At 69.1% G+C, this 22693-nt stretch carries 21 protein-coding genes; 10 read left to right on the forward strand and 11 right to left on the reverse strand.

Annotated features, from left to right (window positions below):
• Positions 1 to 35 precede the first annotated feature (35 nt).
• The 4 genes from ACGFJ2_RS21330 to ACGFJ2_RS21345 form a co-directional block, all read right to left on the reverse strand.
• Positions 36 to 992 carry a Dyp-type peroxidase gene (locus ACGFJ2_RS21330; RefSeq protein ID WP_393470672.1) on the reverse strand — a complete coding sequence of 319 codons (957 nt, stop codon included), beginning with the start codon at positions 990 to 992 and terminating at the stop codon, positions 36 to 38.
• A gap of 131 nt (positions 993 to 1123) precedes the next feature.
• Positions 1124 to 2581, reverse strand: coding sequence for a protein kinase (locus ACGFJ2_RS21335; RefSeq protein ID WP_393470675.1), 1458 nt, complete (start codon positions 2579 to 2581; stop codon positions 1124 to 1126).
• The gene (locus ACGFJ2_RS21340) at positions 2568 to 3539 is read right to left on the reverse strand and encodes a LacI family DNA-binding transcriptional regulator (RefSeq protein ID WP_357938959.1); all 972 of its coding nucleotides are present in this window, start codon (positions 3537 to 3539) and stop codon (positions 2568 to 2570) included. The genes ACGFJ2_RS21335 and ACGFJ2_RS21340 overlap by 14 nt, the downstream gene beginning before the upstream one ends.
• Positions 3540 to 3714: 175 nt before the next feature.
• On the reverse strand, positions 3715 to 5868 hold the full coding sequence (locus ACGFJ2_RS21345; protein WP_393470679.1) for a transglycosylase domain-containing protein: 2154 nt from the start codon (positions 5866 to 5868) through the stop codon (positions 3715 to 3717).
• 61 nt (positions 5869 to 5929) lie between these two features.
• Between ACGFJ2_RS21345 and ACGFJ2_RS21350 the strand changes: the two genes are divergently transcribed.
• The 3 genes from ACGFJ2_RS21350 (at position 5930) to ACGFJ2_RS21360 (ending at position 8092) form a co-directional block, all read left to right on the forward strand.
• Positions 5930 to 6547 (forward strand): TetR/AcrR family transcriptional regulator, encoded by a 618-nt coding sequence (locus ACGFJ2_RS21350; RefSeq protein ID WP_357938963.1) that lies wholly within the window; start codon positions 5930 to 5932, stop codon positions 6545 to 6547.
• Positions 6548 to 6790: 243 nt separating this feature from the next.
• Entirely contained in the window at positions 6791 to 7672 is an 882-nt protein-coding gene (gene folP / locus ACGFJ2_RS21355) for a dihydropteroate synthase (protein ID WP_393470682.1), read from the forward strand.
• A gap of 15 nt (positions 7673 to 7687) precedes the next feature.
• Positions 7688 to 8092: a DUF1992 domain-containing protein gene (locus tag ACGFJ2_RS21360; RefSeq protein ID WP_357938967.1), complete on the forward strand. Its 405-nt coding sequence runs from the start codon at positions 7688 to 7690 to the stop codon at positions 8090 to 8092.
• On the opposite strand, the gene ACGFJ2_RS21365 is transcribed toward ACGFJ2_RS21360, so the two are convergent.
• Together ACGFJ2_RS21365 and ACGFJ2_RS21370 are read right to left on the reverse strand one after the other, a co-directional pair.
• Positions 8089 to 9261 carry a glycosyltransferase family 4 protein gene (locus ACGFJ2_RS21365; protein WP_393470685.1) on the reverse strand — a complete coding sequence of 391 codons (1173 nt, stop codon included), beginning with the start codon at positions 9259 to 9261 and terminating at the stop codon, positions 8089 to 8091. The genes ACGFJ2_RS21360 and ACGFJ2_RS21365 overlap by 4 nt on opposite strands.
• The gene (locus ACGFJ2_RS21370) at positions 9258 to 10088 is read right to left on the reverse strand and encodes a sulfotransferase family protein (RefSeq protein ID WP_393470688.1); all 831 of its coding nucleotides are present in this window, start codon (positions 10086 to 10088) and stop codon (positions 9258 to 9260) included. The genes ACGFJ2_RS21365 and ACGFJ2_RS21370 overlap by 4 nt, the downstream gene beginning before the upstream one ends.
• A gap of 201 nt (positions 10089 to 10289) precedes the next feature.
• Here ACGFJ2_RS21370 and ACGFJ2_RS21375 point away from each other — a divergent pair, with 201 nt between their 5' ends.
• Positions 10290 to 11387, forward strand: a complete 1098-nt coding sequence (locus ACGFJ2_RS21375) for an exo-alpha-sialidase (RefSeq protein WP_393470691.1) — start codon at positions 10290 to 10292, stop codon at positions 11385 to 11387.
• Here ACGFJ2_RS21375 and ACGFJ2_RS21380 read toward each other — a convergent pair.
• The gene (locus tag ACGFJ2_RS21380) at positions 11380 to 12228 is read right to left on the reverse strand and encodes an alpha/beta fold hydrolase (protein WP_393470694.1); all 849 of its coding nucleotides are present in this window, start codon (positions 12226 to 12228) and stop codon (positions 11380 to 11382) included. The two genes, ACGFJ2_RS21375 and ACGFJ2_RS21380, sit on opposite strands and share 8 nt — an antisense overlap.
• A gap of 142 nt (positions 12229 to 12370) precedes the next feature.
• Between ACGFJ2_RS21380 and ACGFJ2_RS21385 the strand changes: the two genes are divergently transcribed.
• Both ACGFJ2_RS21385 and ACGFJ2_RS21390 read left to right on the forward strand, forming a co-directional pair.
• On the forward strand, positions 12371 to 13129 hold the full coding sequence (locus tag ACGFJ2_RS21385) for an IclR family transcriptional regulator (RefSeq protein ID WP_357938978.1): 759 nt from the start codon (positions 12371 to 12373) through the stop codon (positions 13127 to 13129).
• Positions 13130 to 13257: 128 nt separating this feature from the next.
• Positions 13258 to 14100 carry an SMP-30/gluconolactonase/LRE family protein gene (locus ACGFJ2_RS21390; protein WP_393470697.1) on the forward strand — a complete coding sequence of 281 codons (843 nt, stop codon included), beginning with the start codon at positions 13258 to 13260 and terminating at the stop codon, positions 14098 to 14100.
• Positions 14101 to 14124: 24 nt separating this feature from the next.
• Here ACGFJ2_RS21390 and ACGFJ2_RS21395 read toward each other — a convergent pair whose 3' ends face one another.
• Genes ACGFJ2_RS21395 through ACGFJ2_RS21410 form a run of 4 tightly spaced genes read right to left on the reverse strand, consistent with a single transcriptional unit; the run spans position 14125 to position 18456 of the window.
• Positions 14125 to 14958, reverse strand: a complete 834-nt coding sequence (locus ACGFJ2_RS21395) for a carbohydrate ABC transporter permease (RefSeq protein ID WP_393470700.1) — start codon at positions 14956 to 14958, stop codon at positions 14125 to 14127.
• Positions 14955 to 15887 (reverse strand): sugar ABC transporter permease, encoded by a 933-nt coding sequence (locus ACGFJ2_RS21400; RefSeq protein ID WP_358176087.1) that lies wholly within the window; start codon positions 15885 to 15887, stop codon positions 14955 to 14957. Before ACGFJ2_RS21400 ends, ACGFJ2_RS21395 begins: the two co-directional genes overlap by 4 nt.
• Entirely contained in the window at positions 15884 to 17170 is a 1287-nt protein-coding gene (locus ACGFJ2_RS21405; protein ID WP_393470703.1) for an ABC transporter substrate-binding protein, read from the reverse strand. Before ACGFJ2_RS21405 ends, ACGFJ2_RS21400 begins: the two co-directional genes overlap by 4 nt.
• Positions 17167 to 18456: an alpha-glucosidase/alpha-galactosidase gene (locus ACGFJ2_RS21410; RefSeq protein WP_393470706.1), complete on the reverse strand. Its 1290-nt coding sequence runs from the start codon at positions 18454 to 18456 to the stop codon at positions 17167 to 17169. Before ACGFJ2_RS21410 ends, ACGFJ2_RS21405 begins: the two co-directional genes overlap by 4 nt.
• Positions 18457 to 18703: 247 nt before the next feature.
• On the opposite strand from ACGFJ2_RS21410, the gene ACGFJ2_RS21415 reads away from it, so the two are divergent.
• The 4 genes from ACGFJ2_RS21415 (at position 18704) to ACGFJ2_RS21430 (ending at position 22654) form a co-directional block, all read left to right on the forward strand.
• Positions 18704 to 19681: an endo alpha-1,4 polygalactosaminidase gene (locus tag ACGFJ2_RS21415; RefSeq protein WP_393470709.1), complete on the forward strand. Its 978-nt coding sequence runs from the start codon at positions 18704 to 18706 to the stop codon at positions 19679 to 19681.
• Between the two features lie 192 nt (positions 19682 to 19873).
• Positions 19874 to 20638, forward strand: coding sequence for an SDR family oxidoreductase (locus tag ACGFJ2_RS21420; RefSeq protein WP_357938992.1), 765 nt, complete (start codon positions 19874 to 19876; stop codon positions 20636 to 20638).
• Positions 20639 to 20747: 109 nt separating this feature from the next.
• Positions 20748 to 21893 (forward strand): esterase-like activity of phytase family protein, encoded by a 1146-nt coding sequence (locus tag ACGFJ2_RS21425; protein WP_393470713.1) that lies wholly within the window; start codon positions 20748 to 20750, stop codon positions 21891 to 21893.
• A gap of 74 nt (positions 21894 to 21967) precedes the next feature.
• Positions 21968 to 22654, forward strand: coding sequence for a hypothetical protein (locus ACGFJ2_RS21430; RefSeq protein WP_393470716.1), 687 nt, complete (start codon positions 21968 to 21970; stop codon positions 22652 to 22654).
• The last annotated feature ends 39 nt before the right edge of the window (positions 22655 to 22693 follow it).

The following is a 22693-nucleotide window of genomic DNA, read 5'->3' on the forward strand; positions in this document are numbered from 1 at the left end:
GGGATGTCAGGCGCGGGGAAGGGGCCCGCGTCCGGTCAGGCTTCGCTGTTCGGCGGATCAGGCAGGTCCTGGAGGAAGTCGGCGCTCGGGACGAAGAAGAGCGTGCCGGTCACGGCCGTCGAGAAGTCGAGGATCCGGTCGTGGCCGGCCGGCGGGGCGCCGAGGAACATCCTTTCGAGCATCCGCTCGGTGACCGTGGGGGTGCGGGCGTAGCCGATGAAGTACGTGCCGAACTCGCCACGCCCCACGGCGCCGAAGGGCATGTTGTCGCGCAGGATCTGCCGCTCGGTACCGTCGGCGTCGACGATCGTGGTCAGGGCGACATGCGAGTCGGCCGGTTTGCTGTCGTCGTCCAGTTCGATGTCGGTCAGCTTTCTGCGGCCTATCACTTTCTCCTGCGCCTCGACCGTCAGCGCGTTCCACGCTCGCAGGTCGTGCAGGTACTTCTGCACGATGACGTAGCTCCCGCCGGCGAACGCGGGATCCTCGTCGCCGATCAGGACCGCTTTGTGCGCATCGGCACCGATGGGGTTCTCCGTTCCGTCGACGAAGCCGAGCAGGTCACGTACGTCGAAGTACTTGAACCCGTGCACCTCGTCGCGGACGGTCACCGCGCCGTAGAGCCGGTCCATGATCTCCGATGCCAGCGCGAAGCACAGGTCGAGGCGCTGCGCCCGGATGTGGAACAGCAGGTCACCGGGTGTGGACACGGCACGATGCCGGCTTCCGGCAAGTTCGCGGAAGGGGTGGAGCTCGGCGGGGCGAGGCCCGGCGAACAGCCGGTCCCAGGCGTGCGAGCCGATGGCGGCGACGCAGCTGAGTGTGCTGTCCGGCGCCCGGAAGCCGATGGCCCGCTGCAGCGCGTCCAGGTCGGAGAGGAGGTCTCGGACCGCCGGTCCGCCACCCGGATCGATCGTCGCCACGATGAAGATCGCCGCTCTGGTCAGCGGGCTCAGCACCTGTTGGGGGAGCGCGTCCGTGGGTTCCGCCATGCCGCTCCTCCTCAAGCGTTCGCGTTCATCGTAGCCCTGCTCAGCACCGACGACTGTGACCTGGGCAGGGCTTTCCGGCGTCGTGGCGGCGGCCGTGCACACGATCTGCTCGAGTGCGTCCGGTCGTACCCCTATTGGGGGCCCAGCGCGGTGGCGATCTCGTCGAGACGGGCCTGGAGCTGTGTGCGGCAGGACGGTGTGAGGCGGCCTTCGCGTTCGCGGTCGGCCAGCTTGCGCCTCAGCTCCGCCATGCCGGGCTCGATGGGGCCGGGGGTGTCGAGCACGCCCTGCAGGACCTGCTGGAGGTCCAGCGTGACGTCGTGATCGATGGCCTCGCACGCCGCGGCGCCTGACAGTGTTCCGTGGAACCCGGCCAGCGCCTGCCGGGCCGTACGCTCCTGGCCGGCCGACCGCTGGACGGTGTGGGTGGACGACCCCTCGGTGACAGCCGGTCCTTTGGTGCGAGCCGGGTCCGCGGTGGCCGACGGCAACACGGCAGGGCTCGCGGACGGCCCGGCCGTGACGGCGCCATCGCCGGATGCGCGCGGTACGGCCGTATCGCCGGGCGCTCGCGTGCCGGGGATGGTGTCGGACGCGTGCGGCGGGGTGGTGGCGCCAGGGGTCTCGCTGGACGCTCGGGGCGTGGCCGTGGTGCCGGCGGGGGGCGAGGGCGAGATGGGGAAGTGGTCGACCGGGCGGTTGAGCCACAGCACCGAGGACAGCATCATCACACCCGTCCCGGCGACGGCCAGGCCATGCCGTACCCGCCGGCCGAGAGCGGCCCCCCTGAGTGTGGCGGCCAGCGAGTCCGCGATCTCCGCCGCCGTGGGGCGCCGCGCGGGGTCGTGCGCGAGGCAGTTCCGGCACAGTGAGGCGATGCCGTGCGGCACGCCGGTCACCCGGGGCGGCGGCGAGGTGCGGTGGGCGGCTTCGATCTGCTCCCAGGTGGTCTCCGGATAGGGCGTACGGCCGGTGAGCATGGCGAACAGGAGCACCCCGAGCGCGTACACGTCGACCGCCGGATGGGTGGGGGCGCCGGCCAGCCGTTCGGGGGCGACGTAGGGAGGGGTGCCCCGGTCGTCGTCGGGGTCGCCGGAGGCGGCCGCGATCCCGAAGTCGAGCAGCTTCGGGCCGGACGCGGTGAGCAGCACGTTGTCGGCGGTGACGTCCCGATGGACCACGCCGCGGGCGTGCCCGTCGCGCAGCGCCCGCGCCAGCCGCAGGGCGATGGCCGCGGCCTCGGTCCAGGGCAGCGGCCCCTCGGCGATGCGCTCGCCAAGGGTGGAGCCGTCGAGCAGCGGCATCACCACGTAGGCCGCCACCTCGCCGTCCTCCGTCACGGTTTCGCCATAGTCGTAGATGTCGATCACGTCCGGGTGGAGGAACCGGGCGGCGGCGCGGGCCTCGCTGCGTACGCGGACGCGCTCGCCGAGCCCGGCCTGGAGCGAGGCGGTCAGCACCTTGACCGCGACCAGCCGGTGCAGTGACTGGTCGAAGGCCCGCCAGATCATCGACATGCCGCCGCGGGCGAGGGGATCCAGCAGCAGGTATCTGCGGGCCAGGACGTCACCCGGGTCAAGCCGACTCACGGATGACCAGTTCCGTGGGGAGGACTGGGTCGATGCCGGTCGTACCGGCGAGCAGTAATCGGGTGGCGACCATCGCGAGCTCCTCGACCGGCTGCCGGATCGTGGTCAGCGCCGGGACGGTACGCCGGGCGACGGGTGCGTCATCGAAGCCGATCACCGCGACGTCCGCGGGGACCCGGCGACCGGCGCGGCGCAGGGCCTGGACCGCGCCGGCGGCCATCAGGTCGGAGGCGGCGAAGACCGCGTCGAGCCCGGGGGCGTGCCGCAGCAGCCACTGCATGGCGTGCGTGCCGGAGGCGGCCGTGAAGTCGCCGTAGGCGACGGGCACCTCCGTCGCTCCGGCGGTGCGCAGCGTACGCACCAGACCGTCGAGCCGGTCTCGCGCCCCTGGCAGGGACGGCGGGCCGCCGATGGCGGCGATCGTCCGGCGGCCCGACAGCAGCAGGTGCTCGGCGGCCTGCCGGCCGCCGTCGTGGTTGTCCACGTCCACGTACGGGAGTTTGAGGTCGTGCGGGGGGCGGCCGACGTTCCGCACGGGCACGCCCGATGTGCAGAGCTTGATGGCCAGGGGATGGCGTTCGCGGGCGCCGATGAGGAGCACCGCGCCGCCTAACTCGGGAAGCACTGAGGCGGTCGGGGTCACCGTCGTCACCATGAGCTGCGTGCCGTGCTCGGCCAGTACGGCACCGGCGGCCGACAGCAGCCTGGCGTAGTAGGGCTCGGAGAATAATCGGGGCAGATGGTCACAGACCACCGCCGTCACCCCGGCGGCCGGTCCTTTGGCCCCCGTTCCCCTGGGTGCGCGATGACGTACGTATCCCATGCGGGACACCGCGTCGTAGACCTGCCGGCGGGTCGAGGTGCTGACCCGTACGGAGCCGGTGAGGACCCTGGAGGCGGTCGCGGGCGAGACCCCCGCTTCGGCCGCTACCTGTGCCAGTGTGGGCTGCTCAGACATGGGAGCACCTCGCGGAAAAAGATCCTGGGAGCGCTCCCACGTTACCAATGTTTCGCCGCTGTTAACAGGGCGATTTGACAGTGTTGTCAGCACGAGACCCGCGAGCACGCCGTGCTCGCGGGTCTCGGAACGCTGGACCGGCTGGTCGGTCTCGGAACGCGGGACGCTGGACCGGCTAGTGGGGGAGCGTGTTGTCGATGATGGGCTCGTCGTCGTTGGGGCCCGTGTCGTTCTTCTCGTCGTCGGTCGGCGTCCGTACGGGAGCACAGCCCTGGCCGCAGCCGCCGAAGCGGGCGGAGTTGATCGGCGTGAACGAGGTGGGCTCGATGTCCTTCAGCGCCGCCAGCATGGTGTCCTTCCAGATCGGCCCAGGCACGCTCGCGCCGAACACTTCCGGGAAGTACTGGCCACCGATGGTGATGTTGTTGAGCTTGTATTTCTGGGAGCCCCGGATGTCGCCGATGCTCACCGCGCCGGCCAGGTCGGGTGTGAACCCGGCGAACCAGGCGGTGGCCTGGTTGTCGGTGGTGCCGGTCTTGCCCGCGGCGTCCCGGCCGATGCCGCCGACCTTTGACATCGTGCCCTTGGTGAACACCCCGCTCAGGACGTTCGCCGCAGCGTCCGCGACCTCGGGGTCGAGGCCGGCCGCCTGGTGGCAGTTGGGGTTGTACTTGGTGACCTTGCCGTCGCGGTCGGTGATCTGGGTGATGGCCATTGGCGTGCAGTACTTGCCGCGCGCCGCGATGGCGGCGTAGGCGTTGGCGACCGTGATCGGGTCCATCTCGTTGATGCCGAGCGTGAAGGTCTCGTACTCCTGCAGCCTGCCGCCGTCGGCCCGCTTGATGCCGAGCGACTGGGCGGTCTTGACGGTGTCGCAGAGGCCGACGCGCTGCTCCAGCGTCAGGAAGAAGGTGTTGACCGAGCCCCAGGTGCCGGTCTGCAGCGACTTGAAGCCGCCACCGCCCTCGTCGTTGCTGACGGCGTGTGTCGGGTCACCGATGTTCTCGCCCTTGCAGTTCTTGAAGGAGGAGTAGTAAGGGGCTGTATAGGTGCTGCCCACGGTGAAGCCGTCGTTGATCTTCATGCCCTCCTTGAGGGCGGTGATCAGCGTGAACGTCTTGAAGGTCGAGCCGGGCTGGAAGCCGGTGCCGCCGCCGTGGGCCGCGTCGGCCGCCACGTTGAGCGACAGTTGGTGCTTCCGCTTGGACGTGCCGTATGGCCTGCTGACCGCCATCGCCTTGATCGCCCCGGTGCCCGGCTGGATCAGGGCCTCGCTGGCGATCGGGTTGTCGGTGACGAAGACGTGCTTCTTGATGGCCTTGTCGGCCGCCGCCTGCATCTTGGGGTCGAGCGTGGTCTTGACCTTCAGGCCGCCCCGGCTGAGCAGCGCGGCGCGGATCTTCGGCGTCTTGCCGAAGAGTTTGCTCTTGGTGATCTCGTTGCGTACGTACACGCAGAAGTATGGGTATTTGCTGGACTCGCAGCCGCCGGGCAGCGGGGTGCCCTTGTAGCCGAGCTTCTTGGCCTTGGCCGCCGCGGCCTCCGCCGGGGTGATCTTGCCGAGTTCGGCCATCCGGTTGAGTACGGTGTCGCGGCGGGTCACCAGGCGCTCCCGGAACTTCCTGCCGAGATTGGGGTCGGTCGCGTTGGGGTCCTGCACCGCGCCCGCCAGAGTGGCCGCCTGCGCCAGGCTGAGCTCGGAGGCGTGTACGCCGAAGAACCGCAGGGCCGCGGCCTCCACCCCGTAGGCACTCGCGCCGAAGTAGGCGATGTTCAGATATTTCTCGAGGATCTGGTCCTTGGTGTACTTCTCCTCGACGGCCATCGCATAACGCAGCTCGTTGAGCTTGCGCGCGTAGGTGGCCTCCAGCGCCTTGTTCTTGTCCTCTTCGGTGGTGGCGTTGTTGAGCAGCACCTGCTTGACGTACTGCTGGGTGATGCTGGAGCCGCCCTGCGCCACCCGGCCCGTCCCCAGGTTCTTCGCCAGCGCGCGGACCGTGCCCTCGATGTCGATCGGGCCGTGCTCGTAGAACCGGTAGTCCTCGATCGAGATGATCGCTTTCTTCATGAGGTCGCCCATGTCGGCCAACGGGATGACCTTGCGGTACTGCTCGTAGAACTGCGCGATCTGGTTGCCCTTGGCGTCGAGGATCGCGGTCATCTCGGCGGGCGGCTCCTCGGGGAGATCTGTCGCCTTGAGATTCAGCTCGGCGGAAGCGGTCTTGAACAGCGCCCCCGCGCCGCCCACGGCAGGCAGGGCGATAGCGGCCACCAGCACACCCGCAGCCGCTCCCGCTCCGGCAAGACGCGCGATACTCCTGGTGATCACGTCAGTCCCCCCTATTGGTATTAGGATTAATCCTATAGCCGTTAGGGTTGCGGGGCGGACGATGCGTAAGAGACTAACGCGGCAGACGACGATAGATGGGGCGATCGCCTATGCCGATGAGCACGGCATCGACGCCCTGTCCATCAGCGCGCTGGCCCGCCATCTGGGTGTGGCCGCGCCCAGCCTGTACGTCCACCTGCCCGGCGGGCTGCGTGACCTTCGCATCGCCCTGTCCGTCAAGGGACATCGCGACCTCGCCGACCACTGCCGCCGCGCCGCCACCGGCCGCTCGGGAGCCGACGCCTTGAGAGCGCTGGCCCACGCCCAGCGAGCATACGCGCGCGAGCATCCTGCCCTGTACGCGGCCACGCACTTCGCGGTGGACGGCTTCGACGACGAGGAAGTACGCAGTGCCGCGGACGAGGCGGCGGCCGTCACCGTCGACGTCCTGGCCGTCGGCTCGCTGACCGGAGCCGCCCTGGCGCACGCCGCCCGCGGCATCCGCAGCGCGGTCCAGGGGTTCTGCGCACTGGAGTCGGCCGGGGTGTTCGCGCTGTGCGTCTCGCTGGACGACAGCTTCGCCTGGCTGGTGGACGCGCTGGTGACCAAGGCGATGGGGGCCACCGCGCTGTCCACGGGGGCCACCGCCGTTTGGGAGAGTGGGCCTCGGCCAACCTGATGGGAGCGGCGGTGACGCCCCTCGTCGCGCGCCCCCTGCCAGGAGAGTTTGGTGTGATCAGGGGGCCTTTGTCGAGCATTTCGAAGATTCTGAAAGCGCCCGCCACCCCGTGAGCCGGACCCAGGTCGGCGTGTGACAGCCGAGGCTCGATACTGGGGAGATGGTGATGGACGCGGCGCTCGTGGCCCGGCAGTTCGACGGGTCCATCGATCGCTGGGCGAATCTCCTGGAGAGTGCATCAACGTGAGCGACATCCTCTTCCCCGTCCGGCGCATCGGCCGCCGCGAGTTCGACTTCGCGCGCCAGGTGGCCATCATGGCGATCGTCAACAGGACGCCCAACTCCTTCCACGACAAGGGCCGGACGTTCGAGCTCCACAGGGCCGTCGAGGCGGCGCGGGCCGCCGTCGCGGCCGGCGCCGACTGGGTGGACGTCGGCGGATTCGCGTTCAGCGCCGATCAGGACGGCGTCAGCGTCGGCGAGGAGGTTGACCGGGTGGTCCCCGTCATCGCCGAGATCCGCAACGTGACGGACGCCGTCATCTCGGTCGACACCCACCGCGCCGACGTGGCGAAGGCGGCTCTGGCGGCCGGCGCCGACGTCATCAACGACACCAACGGCCTGCGCGAGCCCGGCATGGCCGCGGTCGCGGCGGAGAGCGGCGCGACCGTGATCGTGACCCACAGCCTCGCCGGCCCGGGGAAGGCGGTCGTCCGGCCGGTGTACGGCGACGTCGTGACAGAGGTCGCGGACTTCCTGCGCGAGCGGGTCCGGTTCGTGCTCGACTCCGGCATCCCCGCCGAGCGGATCATCATCGACCCCGGCCACGACCTGAACAAGAACACCTTCCACTCACTGGAGCTCATGCGCAGGCTCGACGAGATCACCTCGATCGGCTACCCGACCCTGGTCGCCCTGTCGAACAAGGACTTCATCGGCGAGACCCTCGATCGCCCGCAGCGCGAGCGGACGGAAGGCACGATCGCCGCGAACGTGACCGCCGTCCTGAAGGGCGCCCGGATCCTCCGCGTGCACGACGTGCCCACTACGGTCGCGGCCGTACGGATGACCGAAGCCATGCTCGGCTGGCGGGCCCCGATAGCGCCTCGGCATAATCTCGGGTGAGGAGAGGGGTCGAGGATGACAGAGCGCAAACCGGGTGGGATGAGCTTCGAGTCATGGATCGACCGGCAGATCCGTGAGGCGACGGAGCGCGGCGAGTTCGACAACCTGCCAGGCGCCGGCAAGCCGCTTCCCGACCTCGACAAGCCGTACGACGAGATGTGGTGGATCAAGCAGAAGGTGCGCAGCGAGGGCCTGTCGATGCCGCTGCCGCCGACACTCGCCCTGCGCAAGGACGCGGAGGAGGCGCGCGCCGAGGCCGTGGGTGCCAGATCGGAGACCGAGGCGCGGCGCATCATCGAGGAGATCAACGCGCGCATCCGCGAGGCGATCAGGACCGGGCTGCAGGGCCCGCCGCTCAACCTGATGCCGTACGACGTCGAACGCGTCATCTCCGAATGGCGCGCCCGCCAGGGCCGCTAGCGGGTCCAATAGCTGTCGAGGATGGGCTCGCGGCTCAGCAGCTCCGCGAACAGGTCCTCCCACAGCGGCATCACCGAGTCGGCGTGGTAGTTGGCGGCCGTCCGCCTGGCCGCCGCCCCCATCCGCATCCGCAGCGCCTTGTCCGACATCAGCTGGTCGAGCGCGTCGGCCAGCCCGGCGACGTCCCCAGCCGGCACCAGCAGCCCGTCCTTGCCCGAAGTGAGCACGTCGGCGGGCCCGGTCGGGCAGTCGAACGCGGCGATCGGCAGCCCTTGCCCCATCGCCTCGATCATCACCATCGGCAGCCCCTCGAAGCGGGACGAGAGCGCATAGATCGATGCCCCGGCCAGCTTCTCCTCCAGGCGGTCCGTACGGCCCATCAACTGCACCCGGTCCTGCAGGCCGAGCTCGGCGATGAGCGCGGTGAGCTCGGCCTTCCTGGGGCCGCCGCCGTACACGCGCAGCCGCCAGTCCGGATGCCGCCGCGCCGCCTGCTGGAACGCCGGGATCAGCAGGTCGAAGCCCTTCTGCTTGACCAGCCGCCCGGCCGCCACCACGACCGGGTTCACCTGCTTGGAGACCGGCCCCGACCCGTGCAGCGCGTTGGGGATGCGCACGATGGGCGTGTCAGGCAGGAGGATGCGGTATTCGATCTGGTTCTTCGTGGTCAGCACGACGACCGCGTCGAAGCGGCCGTAGTAGCGGGCGATGTCCCGGGTGATCGTCTCGGGGTAGGCGCCCACGTTCATGTGGTCCTGGGCGACGCAGATGACGCTCTTGGGAGTACGGCGGGCGGCGATCAGGTTGAGCGCGGGCCGGGTCGTGACCAGGATGCCGCCTTCGAGGCGCGAGACATAGTCGATGACCGCCCTCTCCACCCGTTCGGTGAAGTAGTCGGCGGCGAACTCCCCGAAGGGCACGATCTTGCCGCGCATCCTGCGCCACAGCTTGCGGCCCAGCGAGTCGACCGGCACACCGGCGCGCTGGTCGGCCAGCGGAACCAGCGTCACGCGGGGATCGATGGGGAACTGGGGCTTGTCGCGCCGTCGTACGGCACTGGCGATCTCCACCTCGTGGCCGAGCGCGACCATAGCGTTGGCCTGGTTGATGACGGTACGGATCGTCCCGCCCTGCCCATAGGCATGCAGCAGCAGATATCGGATCTTCATGAGTATCCCCAGCTCCGGCACATGGCCCGGAGCGTCTCGGGCACCTCCTCAGGTGTGGGAAGTTCACGGCCCGGCTGCACGCTGCCGGAGCGGATCTTGTCTCGCCAGTCGCCGAGCCCCTTGGTGAGGACGTCAGGCCGGCCGTACGCGAGCATCTCCGGCTCCCAGGGGACGCCCAGGAACTCGCAGACGGCTCTCGTCTCGCGCTCGGGATCGGCGGTCAGGTCCTCATAGCGCACGGTCAGGCCGGTGTGCGCCTTTCTGGCCCGCTGGACCGCCTTCATGTAGCGCAGCGCGTCGGCCGCCGCCGCTTCGCGGTCGCGCTTGTCCGGGGCGGCCTCGTACCAGGAGGCGGCGATGGAGGCCGGGTGGCGCAGCAGGAAGACGAAGCGCGCGTCGGGCCAGCAGGTGGCGATGCGCTCGTGGGCGAAGGCGTTGGCCGGGGTCTTGTCCACGATGTGCCGCTTGCCGCTGCGGACCAGCTCGCGGTGGAGCACCCGGTCCCAGAGCAGGTGTTCCAGGTCGGCCCGGTTGTGGCCGAGCGCCGCCATCGACCGTTCCGCCAGTGACGTCCCGAACTCGACCCCGAGCCGGCGCACATGCAGCTCGTGCGGGGCGTGGACCAGGGAGTGGGCGTCGAGCATCGCGCGCAGCAGGGTGGAGCCCGATCTGACGGGCGACAGGATGAACACCGGCTCGCTCAACAGCCTGTCGGCGGGGTCGGCAGGTGGTCTTGCCGGGCTCTCCGGAGCCGCCTTGCTGACCCGCGAGAACTGGACGCCGGCATATTTGCCGAGCGCCTTGTTGATCTTGTGCTGCCAGGTCATGCGCTTGGAGGTTACCCAGCGTTCCTGGCAATTGGCTGGCAGCCGACAATCGGCGCGGGTCAGGTGAAGAGGGAGTTAACGCTGGTGCAGCAGCGGGTGATCGCCTGCGGGCGGGCAGGTGAGCGGACCCGGCGACCGTGCGTACTCGCCATAAAGTCGCATCCATAAAGTCGCATCCGCAGGCGGACGAGGAGGAACCCGATGGCGCACGGCTACCCCACATCGGTGCCCTACCGGGCGGGCACCGACGGTTACCACACCTTCCGCATCCCGGCGGCGGTGGTGACCGGGGCCGGCACGATCCTGGCCTTCGCCGAGGGGCGGCACGGCTCGGCCGGCGACTCGGGCCACATCGACATCGTGCTCAAGAGGTCGACCGACGGCGGTGCCACGTGGGACGGACCGCGCGTGGTCGCCTCAGAACCGCGTAAGGGCACCGCGGGTAACCCGGCCCCCATCGTGGCCCGCGACGGCCGGATCGTCCTGGTGTACGTGCGCAACGGCCCCGCCGCCACCGAGGACAAGATCAGGCGCGGGCAGGTCGCCGCCGCCGACGGCCGCCGCGTGTACGTGCAGGCGAGCGACGACGACGGCGTCACCTGGTCGGCGCCCCGCGAGATCACCGCTAGCGCGAAGCGGCCCGAGTGGCGCTGGTACGCCACCGGCCCCGGCCACGCGGTCGAGCTGCGGCAGGGGCCGCACGCGGGTCGCCTCGTGGTCCCCGCCAACCACTCGGTGCCCCCGACCGGTCGCGACAACGGCACGGAGGGCAAGTACAACGGCGGCCACTGCCTGCTGAGCGACGACGGCGGCACCTCGTGGCGCATCGGGTACGTCGACGGCAACAACGACGGTTACCTCAACATCAACGAGTCCACGGCCACCGAGCTGCCGGAGGGCCGCCTCTACGTCAACTCCCGCACCGACTCCACCGCTCCCGGCAACCGGGCCGACGCCTACTCGGCCGACGGCGGGCAGACGCTCGAAGCGCCGTTCCGCCCGCAGGCCGATCTGGTCTGCCCGGTCGTGGAGGGCAGCGTGCTGCACTGCGAGGCGCCGGACGTCCTGCTGTTCTCCGCCCCGGGGGCGCCGGACGCCAGGGCGGTGATGACGGTACGGGCCAGCGCGGACGGCGGCGTCACGTGGCGGCCCGTGCACACGGTGTCGGGCCTGCCCGCGGCGTACTCGGACCTGGTCAGGGTGGACGCGGACACGGTCGGGCTGCTGTACGAGACGGGTGACACCAGCGCCTACTCGACCATCGCCTTCCGCCGCGTCCCCATCGCCGAGCTCACCTGATCCGGCTCTCCAGCCAGGGCCGCAGGATCGGCAGGACATTGGCCACCTGCATCGCCCGTATGTGGTCGAGGCCGTCGAGCACGCGCACCTCCCAGCCGAGCGCTTCGAGCTCGGCGCGCCGGTTGACCATCGGCCCGGCAATGTCCACGTCCACACCGCCCCACCGCTCGCCGTACTCGATCTTGTCGGCCGAGCCCGCGAAGCACAGGCGCGGGCAGCTCAGGCTCGCCTGAGCCGCCCGGTCGTCGAAATCCTGCAGACCCTCGTAGAGCGTGACGAACTGCCTGGTCTGGGCCTCCGTCATGGTGACCTCCGCGGAGTCCCAGTCGTACTCGTTCTCGGCCTTGGGCTCCGCCTCCTTCTTCGGGGCGGGGTCCTGGCCGGACATCTCGTAGGTGGCCATGGTCACGCTGAGCATCTCCGCGTACGGTCCGTCGAGCGGCGGGTAGCCGCCCATGACGAGCGCCGACAGCCGGTCGGTCCTGATCGCCAGCTGCAACCCACTGAGCGCGAGCCACGAGTAGCCGTAGTAGGCGAACCGGTCGGCGTCCACTGCGTCGGCGACGGCGAGCAGGTCGGCGGCGATGTTGGCCGGGGTCAGCGTGTCCGGCTTGGGGGTGGCCAGGACGTGGCCCTCGTAGTCGAAGGCGACGACCCTGAACGCGTCCGACAGCCCGTCGATGAGGTTGCGGCCGAGCGCCGGGTCGACGCCCCATTTACGCATGTCGTCGGCCTTGGTGCCGTCGATCGGCACCGGGTTGACCGGCAGCAGCACTGTCGGGCCCCGGCCGTGCACCTCCAGGTGGATCGTGCTTCCGTCGTGCAGTTTGGCCTCGGTCATCAAGGATCTCCTTCTAACTCCATACGCTGTAAACCAATCATCCACACAATAGCTTATGCCGTAAAGAGTTGAGGGTGGCGACTAGCCAAGTTTCCGCAATACGCGATAGCATTCCATTATTCGGAATACGCTAGGAGAATCCATGGCCGAGGCCCAGTCGCCGGTGGGCAGCGTCGACCGCGCCCTGCTGATCCTGCAGGAGATCGGCAAGCACAGCCGAGGGGTGACGCTCGACGAGCTGGCCACCCGGCTCGGCCTGCCCAAGAGCTCGCTCCACCGGCTGCTCGGCGCGCTCAAGCATCGCGGTTTCGCCGCGCAGCCCGAACCCAGCGGGCCCTACTTCCTCGGCACCGAGATGCTCGCCACGGCCTTCAGATTCTACGAAACCATGGACCTGCGCACGCTGGTGCGCCCGTTGCTGCTGCGGCTGAGCGAGGAGTTCGCCGAGACCGTGCACATGGCCATGCTGGACGGCGGCGAGGTCGTCTACCTGGACAAGGTCGAGGCGGTGCGGTCCATCACGATGACCTCCGTGGTCGGCGGGCGCAACGCGGCCCACTGCACGGGCGTGGGCAAGGCGCTGCTGGCGTGGACCTACCCGACCGACGAGGCGATCAAGGCATGGGCCGACCGCTACGGCCCGCTCGCGACCAGGACCCGCAACACGATCACGAACCCGGCCAAGCTGGCCACGCACCTGGACCAGGTCCGGCAGCGCGGCTACGCGCTCGACATGGAGGAGAACGAACCCGGCGTGCGCTGCGTGTCCGCCCCGGTCTTCCTGGGGCGGACGGCTCCCGTCGCCGCGGTGAGCGTGACCGCGATCAAGGACAGGATGTCACCGGCCCGGATGGAAGAGGTGGGCCACACCCTGCGGCGGGCGGTCGCGGAGCAGGGCTGACCAGCGGCCACGATCTGCGGTGGGCGGTCGCGGCGGCAGGGCTGATCGGTTGACAGTGCGATCTTCCGGGTGATCTCCTGGCACTCTAACTGGAATGACGTTCTGACATACGGAACAAGGGAGTGGCGATGGAGGTCGTACCCGTTCCGCACGCGCGGCTGGGTGAGGGGCCGTGCTGGGACGAGCGGACGGGGACGCTGCTCTGGGTGGACATCCCCGCGGGCCTGGTGCACCGGCTCGACCCCGCCGACGGCTCGCACGAGTCGATCGACGTGGGGCAGCCTGTGGGCGTGGCGGTTCCGCGTGCGTCCGGCGGGCTGGCGCTCGCCGTCAGGGACGGTTTCGCCGTACACGATGGAGAGCTGATCGATGGAGAGCTGACCGTCGTCGCGCCCGTGACGGCGGCCGAACCACCCGGAAACCGGATGAACGACGGCGCGTGCGATCGCGCGGGCCGGTTCTTCGCCGGGACCATGGCGCAGGAGGACACTCCTGGCGCGGGCTCGCTCTACCGCCTCGACCCCGACCGCCGGGTCGAGCGGATCCTCGACGGCGTCACGATCTCCAACGGCATCGGGTGGAGCCCCGACGAGCGGCTGCTCTACTACGTGGACACGCTCACGGACCGGGTCGACGTCTTCGACTACGACCCGGCGACCGGTCAGGTCGCGGATCGCCGGTTGTTCGCCGTGCTCCCGAGCCCCGACGGCCTCACGGTAGACGCGTCGGGGCATGTGTGGGTGGCGCTGTGGGGCGGCGGGAAGGTGGTCCGGCTGCGGCCGGACGGGCAGCCCGACCTGACGGTGGAGGTGCCCGCCACCAACGTGACGAGCTGCGCCTTCGGCGGCCCCGACCTCGACATCCTGTACGTCACCACCGCCTGGGACGGCCGGACCGGCGGCGAGCTGTGGCGGCGGCGCACCTCGTTCACCGGCCTGCCCGCCAACCCCTACCGCGACCTGAACCCGTGACCGTGACCTCAGCCCCCGCCCCGATCAGCCCTTGACCGCGCCGGTCAGCGCCTGGACGAACCGGCGCTGGCCGAACAGGAACACGCCCAGCACCGGCAGCGTCGTCAGCACCGTGCCCGCCATGATCGCCGGCCAGTCGGCCCGGTGCTGGCCCTGGAACGACGTCAACCCCACCTGCACGGTGTAGTTGGCGTCCGAGTTGATCGCCACCACCGGCCAGAACAGGTCGTTCCAGGCGGTGATGAACGTGATGACCGCCAGCGCGGCCAGCGCGGGCCGCGCCACCGGTAGCACCACCTTGAAGAACACCCCGTACCGCGAGCAGCCGTCGATCCGCGCGGCCTCCTCCAGCTCCCTCGGGAAGGACTGGAAGAACGAGGTCATCAGGAAGATGCCGACCGCCGAGCTGAGCTGCGGCACGATGAGCGCGCCGAGCGTGTCGGTCAGCCCGACCTTGTTGAAGATCAGGAAGGTCGGGATCACCGTGAGCTGGAAGGGGATCAGCGCGGTGGCGATGACCAGGACCAGCGTGATCCTGGAGCCGGTGAACCTGATCCTGGCGAACGCGTAGCCCGCCAGGCTGCAGAGCGCCAGCTGGGCCAGCACGATGGCGCCGGACACGATCACGCTGTTGAGGAACCAGCGCGGGAAGTTCGAGCCGTTGAGCACCGTACGGTAGCCGCCCAGGTCGATGCCCTCCGGCCAGAACGGCGGCGGGAACCGGTTGAGCTCGCCCTGGGTCATCACCGAGCTGAGGATCATCCAGACGAACGGCAGCACGGTCACCACCGACATCGGCAGGAGCACCAGATGCCACTTGCTGGGCAGGCGGAACCTCTTCACGCCATGCCTCTTCACGCCAAAGCTCCCTTCCTGCGCGCGATCAAGAAGCCGCCGATGATCAGCACAAGGGTGCCGACGAACAGGACGTACGCCACGGCCGCGCCATAGCCGGCCGTGAAGTAGTTGAAGGCGAGCTGCCAGATGTAGTAGACGATCGTCACGGTCGCGTTGGCCGGGCCGCCCTTGGTCGTGGTCATGACCAGGTCGAAGAACTGCAGCGCGTCGATCACGCCCCAGACCGTGAGGAAGAGCGTCATCGGCCGTACGGACGGCACGATGATGTGCCGGAACGTGGTCCACCGGCCCGCCCCGTCGATCGAGGCGGCCTCCAGGATCTCCTTGTTGATCTCCTGGATCGCGGCCAGATAGATCACCACCGCGAACCCGAACCGGGTCCAGAAGAAGATCAGGGTGAGCACGAACATGGCCTGCGAAGGGCTGCTCAGCAACCCCTGCACCGGCAGCCCGAGCTTGACGAACAGCCCGTTCATCAGCCCGAAGTCCCGGTCGAAGATGTAGCCCATCAGCAGCCCGGCCGAGGTCGCCGAGGCGATGTAGGGCACCAGGAAGCAGGTCCGGTAGAACCCGATCCCGCGTACCTTCCTGTTCAGCAGCACCGCCACGAGCAGGCCCGCGATCAGCGACGCCGGGATGTAGAGCACGACGAGCAGCCCGGTGTTGCGCAGCGCCTGGAAGAAGACGGGGTCCTCCAGCAGCGCCCGGTAGTTGGCCAGCCCCACGTTCCGCCCCGGCGTCTGCAGGTCGGAGTCGGTGAAGGACAGCGCGAGCGCCCACACCATCGGGACCAGCGAGAAGCCGAGGATGATCAGCGAGGCGGGGCCGGCGAAGGTCCAGCCGGCGACGTTCTCGGCGAGTCTGCGGCGGTCGCGCGGCTGCCGGTGGCCGACGGCGGCCCGGTCCAGGGCCGGCGCGGTGCTGTTCACGATCCCGGTACGGCGAGCGCCGCGTCGGCCTTGTCGGCCGCCTCGTCCAGGGCCGTCTTGGGATCGGCCTTGCCGAGCAGGGTCTGCGCGATGGCCTCGGCCACGAACGCCGACACCCGCGGATATCGGGTCGTCGGCGGCCTGACCCGCTTGGCGTTGGTCAGGTTGGTGGAGATCACCTCGATGCCCGGATATTTCGTGAGGTAGTCCTGGTAGCCGGGCAGCTTGGTGATCGACTCGCGGATGGGCAGCGAGCCGGTGTCCTTCATCCACTCCAGCTGCTGTTCGGCCGCGGTCAGCCAGGTCAGGAACGTGGCGGCGGCCTTGACCCGCCGGTCGTCGTGCTTGAACACCACCCAGTTGTCGGGTCCGGAGACCGTCTCGTGGTTGCCGTTCGTACCGGGGAGCTGGGCGACGCCGTAGTCGACCTTGGCGGCCTGCAGGTCGGACAGTACCCACGGCCCGGCCAGGAACATGCCGAGCCGGCCCGATTCGAAGAGCTTCTGGCCCTTCTCGGCCGGGCTGGAGTCCAGGTAGAGCGACTTGTCGTCGATGGCCATGCCGCGCAGCAGGCCGAGCGCCTGCTGCCCGGCGGCGGAGTTGAAGACGGCCTTCTTGCGATCGGGGGAGAGCACGTCGCCGCCCGCCTGCCAGACCAGCGGCCACAGACCCCAGACGGCCTCTTCGCCACCGCTGATCGCCCAGGTGGTGCCGAAGGTGCCGGACCCAGCGTCGGTGGTCTTCTTGGCGATCGCCCGGAAGTCGTCCCAGGTCCAGTCGGGCTTCGGGGCCTCGATTCCCGCCTTGGCCAGCAGCTTCTTGTTGTACAGGACCACCATGTTGTCGACCACCGCCGGGAAGCCGATGACCTTGCCCTCGACGGTGGCCGCCTCCCGCTCGCTGGCCCAGAAGTCCGCCCAGCCGACGGCCGGATCCTTCGCGTACTGCGTGAGGTCGGCCGTCTTCGGGTTCCTGGCCAGGTTGGGCGCCCAGGACCCGTAGAGATAGGCGATGTCGGGATAGGCGTCGGAGGTGAGCGCGGCGGTGAGCTTGGGCAGCATGCCGTCGGCGGTCGCGGCCCCGGACTCGAGGCTCACCTTGATGTCCGGATGGGCTTGGTTGAACTGGGCCACCAGCTTCGCGATCGATTTGGCGGCGGCGTCCGACTGGCCGTCCCAGACGGTGATCCGCACCGGGCCGCCCGCCTGCTCGCTCCCGGCCGCCGAGCCGCAGCCGGTGGCGAGCAGGGCGATGCCCGTGACGGCGGCCAGGGCTCGCCTCATCGGACGCCCTCGGGAAGGAGGTCGCCGTGGGCGGCGATCATCTCGTCCACGAGATCGTGGATCTGCTGGAGGGTGAGCGTGGCGGCGGCGTTCGGGTCGAGCATGGCCGCGTGGTAGACGTGGTCGCGGCGGCCTTCGAGCGCCGCCCGTACCGTCAGGTCGCCGACGTTCAGGAACGTCTGGTTCAGCGCGGCGAGCTGGGGCGGCAGGTCGCCGATCCGGGTCGGGCGCATCCCCGACCGGTCGACCAGACAGGGCACCTCGACGCAGGCGTCGGGCGGCAGGTTACCGATCAGCCCGTCGTTGCGTACGTTGCCGTGGACCACCCTGCGGATGCCGGTCTCGATCGAGTGGATGACCTCGGAGGCCAGCTCCATCGCGGGCTCGATCTCCACGCCCTCGCCGGCCGCCAGGCGCCGCTTGGTCTCCTCGTAAGTGTCGAGGTTCTCCTCCGACCAGCGCAGGTAGATGTCCACCGGGATGCGGAAGTGCGCCACCTGGTCGTCGTGGTGCAGGAACCAGGGCAGGTATTCCGAGCCGTGCTCGCTCGACTCGGTGGGGAAGTAGCCGAAGCGGCGGTACATCTCCACCCGCACGGTCCTGCGCAGGTCGGGATCCCGGGCGATCACGTCGTCGAGCGCCGGGTACAGGTCCTGGCCACCGTGCTCGAACCGCAGCACGAACGCCTGGTGGTTGGCCCCGGCCGTGACGAAGGAGACCTCGTCCTCGGGTACGCCCACGAGCGAGGCGAGGCGCGCCTGCGTGTCGCGCACCGAGTGGCAGAGCCCGACGACCCGCTTGAAGGGGGTGCCCTGGTAGACGGCCCGGGGGATCATCGCCATCGGGTTGGTGTAGTTGAGCAGCAGTGCGTCCGGCGCCAGCTCGGCCAGGTCGTTCCCCAGCCCGACCATCACCGGGATCGTACGGAGCGCCCGGAAGATGCCGCCGATGCCGAGGGTGTCGGCGATCGTCTGGCGCAGGCCGTAGCGGCGCGGGATCTCGAAGTCGACGCGGGTCGCGGCGTGCCCGCCGACCGCGATCTCGTTGATGACGTAGTCGGCGCCGTCCACGGCGGCGCGGCGGTCGAGACGGGCCTCCACCTTGGCGCCGAGGCCGAGCGCGGCGACCATCCACTCGGCCATGGCCGCCGCGGTGGCGAGCCGCTCGGGGTTGATGTCATGGAGGACCAAGGTCGAGTCCCCCAGCTCGGGGAAGGTCAGGATGTCGGAGAGGACGTTTTTGGTGAATTCGACGCTGCCGGCGCCGATGAAGACGATGCGTGCCATCGGGCTCTTTCCCTCCACGGACCACGGCGGGCGTGAGGGCCCGCTGCGTGCGGCGAGTATAGCCATCCATCCACGATGCAGACTAGCATTCCGTTATGCGGAAAGCTCTGGGGAGAACCGCCTGGTGGGCGTTGCACGCCTTTTGTGAGGAATTCTCGACATCGAGACAAGATTGACAACGTATGATCTTGCCCTATTTCCTTGAGGCCGGAATAGCATTCCATCATTCGGAATAGAAGGTGTGAGTATGGTCAACCTCCGATCGTTCTTCACCCGGTCCGCCGTGGCCGCGGCGCTGGTCATCGCGCCGGTGGCGGTCCTCGGCGCAGCCGAATCGGCCGCCGCCGCCACGGCCGCTCCTACCGCCGACGCTCGTGCGGCGATCTGGAAGCCCCCGCTGCAGAGCCGCTGGCAGTACCAGCTCCAGGGCAACTCCGCCTACCCCGCCACCGGCGGCGTCAACGTCGACATCTGCCAGGTCCCGCAGACCGGGGGCGCCTGCGTGAAGCCGACGGTGTTCGACATCGACCTCTACGCGGACGCCGATGTGGTGGGCAACAACACCACGCTCAACACCGCCGCCGTCTCGGCCATCCACGCGAAGGGTGCCAAGGCGATCTGCTACGTCGACGCCGGCTCGATCGAGGAGTACCGGCCCGACTACCAGGCGTTCGTCGACTGGGACAACAGCCACGGCAATTCCCTGCTGGGCAAGCCGTTCAGCGAGGAGTTCCCGAACGAGCGCTGGGCCAACATCAACAACGACAAGGGCCAGCGGGACTTCCTGCTGACGATGATGGCGGCCCGGGTCGACAAGTGCGCCCAGGCCGGGTTCGACGGCGTCGAGTTCGACGTGGTGAACGCGCACGAGGAGGGCAAGTCGGTCACCGGCTGGACGGTCACCCCGGCCACCCAGCTCATCTTCAACCGGGCCCTGGCCGCCCTGGGTCACGCCAAGGGCCTGTCGGTGGCGCTGAAGAACGACCTCTCCCAGGTGTCCGACCTGGTGGGCGACTTCGACTACGCGGTCAACGAGCAGTGCTTCGAGTTCGACGAGTGCGGGGAGCTGACGCCGTTCATCCGGGCGGGCAAGCCGGTGTTCCAGGTGGAGTATCTGACCTCGCCGTCCGGCTTCTGCAGCAAGGCGGCCACGCTCAACGTCAACGCCATCAAGAAGGCGACCGACTACTCCCTCAAGGATCTGCCCTACAAGCCCTGTAGGTAGCCGGGCGAGGTGGCCCCGTCGGGGGTGGGGCCACCTTTCCGTGAAACAGAACGCTGTTCCGGGCTACCTGCGGTTCATGAGCAGGCGCCAGGGGCTCGTGGAACCTGCGGACCTTTCCGAATAGCAGAATGCTCGTGCGCATAGCGGAACCAATGCTACGTTCGGAGCCGAGTCGCGACAGTGGAGGGCCTCATGCGTGGACTGGCAGGGAAGCGGGTGCTGATCAGTGGTGGCAGCAGCGGCATCGGCGCCGCCACCGCGCGCCGGTTCCTGGAGGAGGGCGCCCGGGTCGTCCTCGGCGGCCTCGACGAAGCCGAGGTGGACCAGGCGGTGACCGAGCTGGCTCCGCTGGGCGAGGTGCACGGGCTGGCGGGCGACATCAGCTCGGAGGGCGACGTCGCCCGGCTGGTGGACGGCGCGATCGCGACACTGGGCGGGATCGACGTCCTGATCAACAACGCGGGCATCGCCTGGCGCGAGCCCTTCCTGGAGATCACGCCCGACCACTGGGACCGGATCGTGTCGGTGAACCTGCGGGGGATGTTCCTGGTCGCCCAGGCCGTGGCCAGGCATCTGGTGGCGCGCGGCGCCGGCGGAGTGATCCTCAACATGTCGTCCACGAACGGGCTCGGCGGCGAGGCCGACTACGCGCATTACAACGCCTCCAAGGGTGGCGTGCTGCTGCTCTCCAAGACCATGGCCGTGGAGCTTGGAAAGCACGGCATTCGCGTCAATTCCCTTTGTCCCGGATATATCAAGACTCCATTGAATTCCACCATCTCAGCCGGGCTGGCGGACGATTTCGTATCGGCGTACGAGCGTGACCACATCCCGCTCGGCCGGGCCGGGCTGGCCGAGGAGGTCGCGGCCGGATACGCCTTCCTGGCCTCGGACGACGCGGCCTTCATCCACGGCACCGAGCTGGTCATCGACGGCGGGCAACTCGCCATCATGTGAGCACTTTTCTCGCTGATCGCGGCTGAATCGCCGTTAATAATTCGTGTGGACTTTCCGATGAATTCGCGATCTCATATCCCCGCCGGTGTCGCCGAGTGGGGAGAGATGAATGCGGAGAATAGTGGGCATCGCCGCGGCCGTCGCGGTCACGATCGGCCTCGCCGCCGTGCCCGCAGCCACGGCGGCGAGTGCCTCACCGCAGCCCGTCGAGATCACCCGTTTCCTCGGCGAACAGCGGCTGCCGTACAAGATGTCCTACGCCGGCACCACGGTCGGTGGCCTGTCCGGACTCGATCGCGACCCGCTCACCGGCACCTGGTACCTCATCTCCGACGACCGCGGGCGCTACGGCCCGGCCCGCTTCTACACCGGGCGACTCGCCTTCGACTGGAGGACCGGCGCGTTCACCGGCGTGCACCTCACCGGTGTCAACACCTTCCTGCGCCCCGACGGGAGCACCTACCCGCCGTACGGCGAGCCCGGGTCCGCCGATCCGGAGACCATCCGCTACGACCGGTGGACCGACCGGCTGCTGTGGGGTGACGAAGGCGACCGTCCGGACGCGGGGCACCCGGACATCCCGCCGTCCGGCCTGTACGTCCACCGGGCCGACGTCCAGGGACAGCAGATCGGCGAGCTGTCGATGCCCGCCAACCTGCGCATGACCGGCACGGACACCGGGCCCAGGCGCAACTTCGGCATCGAGGGCCTGGCCATCACCTCGCGCACGATCACGACCGCCACCGAAGGCCCGCGTTTCGAGGACGGGGAGCCGCCGACCGTCGAGCACGGCGCGGCGGCCCGCCTCACCGTATGGAGCCGCTTCAGGAGCAAGCCCAGCGCCCAGTACGTCTACCCTGTCGACCCCCTGCCCACCGCTCCTGTCCCGCCGACCGGGCAGTCCGACAGCGGGGTCTCGGAGCTCCTGGCGATCGACGAGAACCGGTTCCTGGCTCTGGAACGCACCTGGCTCGAAGGCGTCGGTTACCGGGTGAAGCTGTACGAGATCGACCTGCGTGGAGCCACGAACGTGCTGGCCAGGAACAGCCTGACGACCGGCGGGCCCTACCGGGCGGTCTCCAAGCGCCTGGTCACCGACCTCGATGACATCCGGACGCCGGTACAGAACCTGGAGAGCCTCGCCTGGGGACCACGGCTGCGCACGGGCGAGTGCACGCTGGTGATCGGGTCCGACGACAACTTCTCCGCCGAGGAGACGACGCAGTTCCTGGCGTTCGCCACCCGGAGCTGCTGAACCTGCTCGAACTCGCTTCGCAAAACGGTGAAGCGTCGCGGAGGGTCTGGTCGCCCGAACTAGCCTGACTTTTCATGACGTACCGGCCGCCGCAACAGCCACCGTATCCACCCCACCACCAGCAGCAGTTCAACGCCCCGTATCCCCCGCAGCAGCAACCCCCCGCCTTCGCCCCGCCTCCCGTGGTGATCGACGTCGGCGGGGACGCCAAGACGAAGGCGTTGATCGGCGGCTCCGTGGCCGGGGTCATCGGGCTCATCACGATCGTGTCGTCACTCACCGGCCAGGTCAGGGGCGGCGCCGGGACCACTGTCGTCGCCGTGCTGTTCGGGCTGCTGTTCCTGGCCATCGGGGCCCTCCCGATCATCACGTGGCGCAAGCTCAGCCGCCCTCGCCGGCTGGTCTTCGACGGTTATGGCGTGCGCTGGGACGATCCCCAGGGCAGGCCGTGGTCGGCGCCGTGGGCCGAGCTGTCGGGAGTGGGCATCTCGCGCACCCAGCAGCGCCGGGTCAAGCTCGCCGACTACATCATGCGCAAGGTGATGGTGCGCCTGGATCTCTTCCCGGCCGACCCTGGGTTTCGCGCTCGCCACCCGGAACTGGAGCACCTGTGGGAGTTCCACACGGTCAAGAACGGTTACCGGCTGCCCCTTGGCTCCAACCCCAAGTACATTCCGGTCATCGAGCGGGCGATGCGGCAATATCGTCCCGCGGCCTACCTGGGGATCCGCGACGAGGGGTTCATGGTCGGCCTGGTGTAGGGACCGCAATGTCTCTCTGGAGGGACCCCCTTTCGGGGA

The sequence above is a fragment of the Nonomuraea sp. NPDC049028 genome, from assembly GCF_043197735.1.
GTDB lineage: Bacteria > Actinomycetota > Actinomycetes > Streptosporangiales > Streptosporangiaceae > Nonomuraea.

What these genes read in the sequence shown, in the direction of transcription:
- ACGFJ2_RS21330 (WP_393470672.1), bottom strand. Translation starts at nt 992, where the DNA reads ATGGCGGAACCCACGGACGCGCTCCCCCAACAGGTGCTGAGCCCGCTG.
- ACGFJ2_RS21340 (WP_357938959.1), bottom strand. Translation starts at nt 3,539, where the DNA reads ATGTCTGAGCAGCCCACACTGGCACAGGTAGCGGCCGAAGCGGGGGTC.
- ACGFJ2_RS21350 (WP_357938963.1), top strand. Translation starts at nt 5,930, where the DNA reads ATGCGTAAGAGACTAACGCGGCAGACGACGATAGATGGGGCGATCGCC.
- ACGFJ2_RS21360 (WP_357938967.1), top strand. Translation starts at nt 7,688, where the DNA reads ATGACAGAGCGCAAACCGGGTGGGATGAGCTTCGAGTCATGGATCGAC.
- ACGFJ2_RS21365 (WP_393470685.1), bottom strand. Translation starts at nt 9,261, where the DNA reads ATGAAGATCCGATATCTGCTGCTGCATGCCTATGGGCAGGGCGGGACG.
- ACGFJ2_RS21370 (WP_393470688.1), bottom strand. Translation starts at nt 10,088, where the DNA reads ATGACCTGGCAGCACAAGATCAACAAGGCGCTCGGCAAATATGCCGGC.
- ACGFJ2_RS21375 (WP_393470691.1), top strand. Translation starts at nt 10,290, where the DNA reads ATGGCGCACGGCTACCCCACATCGGTGCCCTACCGGGCGGGCACCGAC.
- ACGFJ2_RS21380 (WP_393470694.1), bottom strand. Translation starts at nt 12,228, where the DNA reads ATGACCGAGGCCAAACTGCACGACGGAAGCACGATCCACCTGGAGGTG.
- ACGFJ2_RS21385 (WP_357938978.1), top strand. Translation starts at nt 12,371, where the DNA reads ATGGCCGAGGCCCAGTCGCCGGTGGGCAGCGTCGACCGCGCCCTGCTG.
- ACGFJ2_RS21390 (WP_393470697.1), top strand. Translation starts at nt 13,258, where the DNA reads ATGGAGGTCGTACCCGTTCCGCACGCGCGGCTGGGTGAGGGGCCGTGC.
- ACGFJ2_RS21405 (WP_393470703.1), bottom strand. Translation starts at nt 17,170, where the DNA reads ATGAGGCGAGCCCTGGCCGCCGTCACGGGCATCGCCCTGCTCGCCACC.
- ACGFJ2_RS21410 (WP_393470706.1), bottom strand. Translation starts at nt 18,456, where the DNA reads ATGGCACGCATCGTCTTCATCGGCGCCGGCAGCGTCGAATTCACCAAA.
- ACGFJ2_RS21415 (WP_393470709.1), top strand. Translation starts at nt 18,704, where the DNA reads ATGGTCAACCTCCGATCGTTCTTCACCCGGTCCGCCGTGGCCGCGGCG.
- ACGFJ2_RS21420 (WP_357938992.1), top strand. Translation starts at nt 19,874, where the DNA reads ATGCGTGGACTGGCAGGGAAGCGGGTGCTGATCAGTGGTGGCAGCAGC.
- ACGFJ2_RS21425 (WP_393470713.1), top strand. Translation starts at nt 20,748, where the DNA reads ATGCGGAGAATAGTGGGCATCGCCGCGGCCGTCGCGGTCACGATCGGC.
- ACGFJ2_RS21430 (WP_393470716.1), top strand. Translation starts at nt 21,968, where the DNA reads ATGACGTACCGGCCGCCGCAACAGCCACCGTATCCACCCCACCACCAG.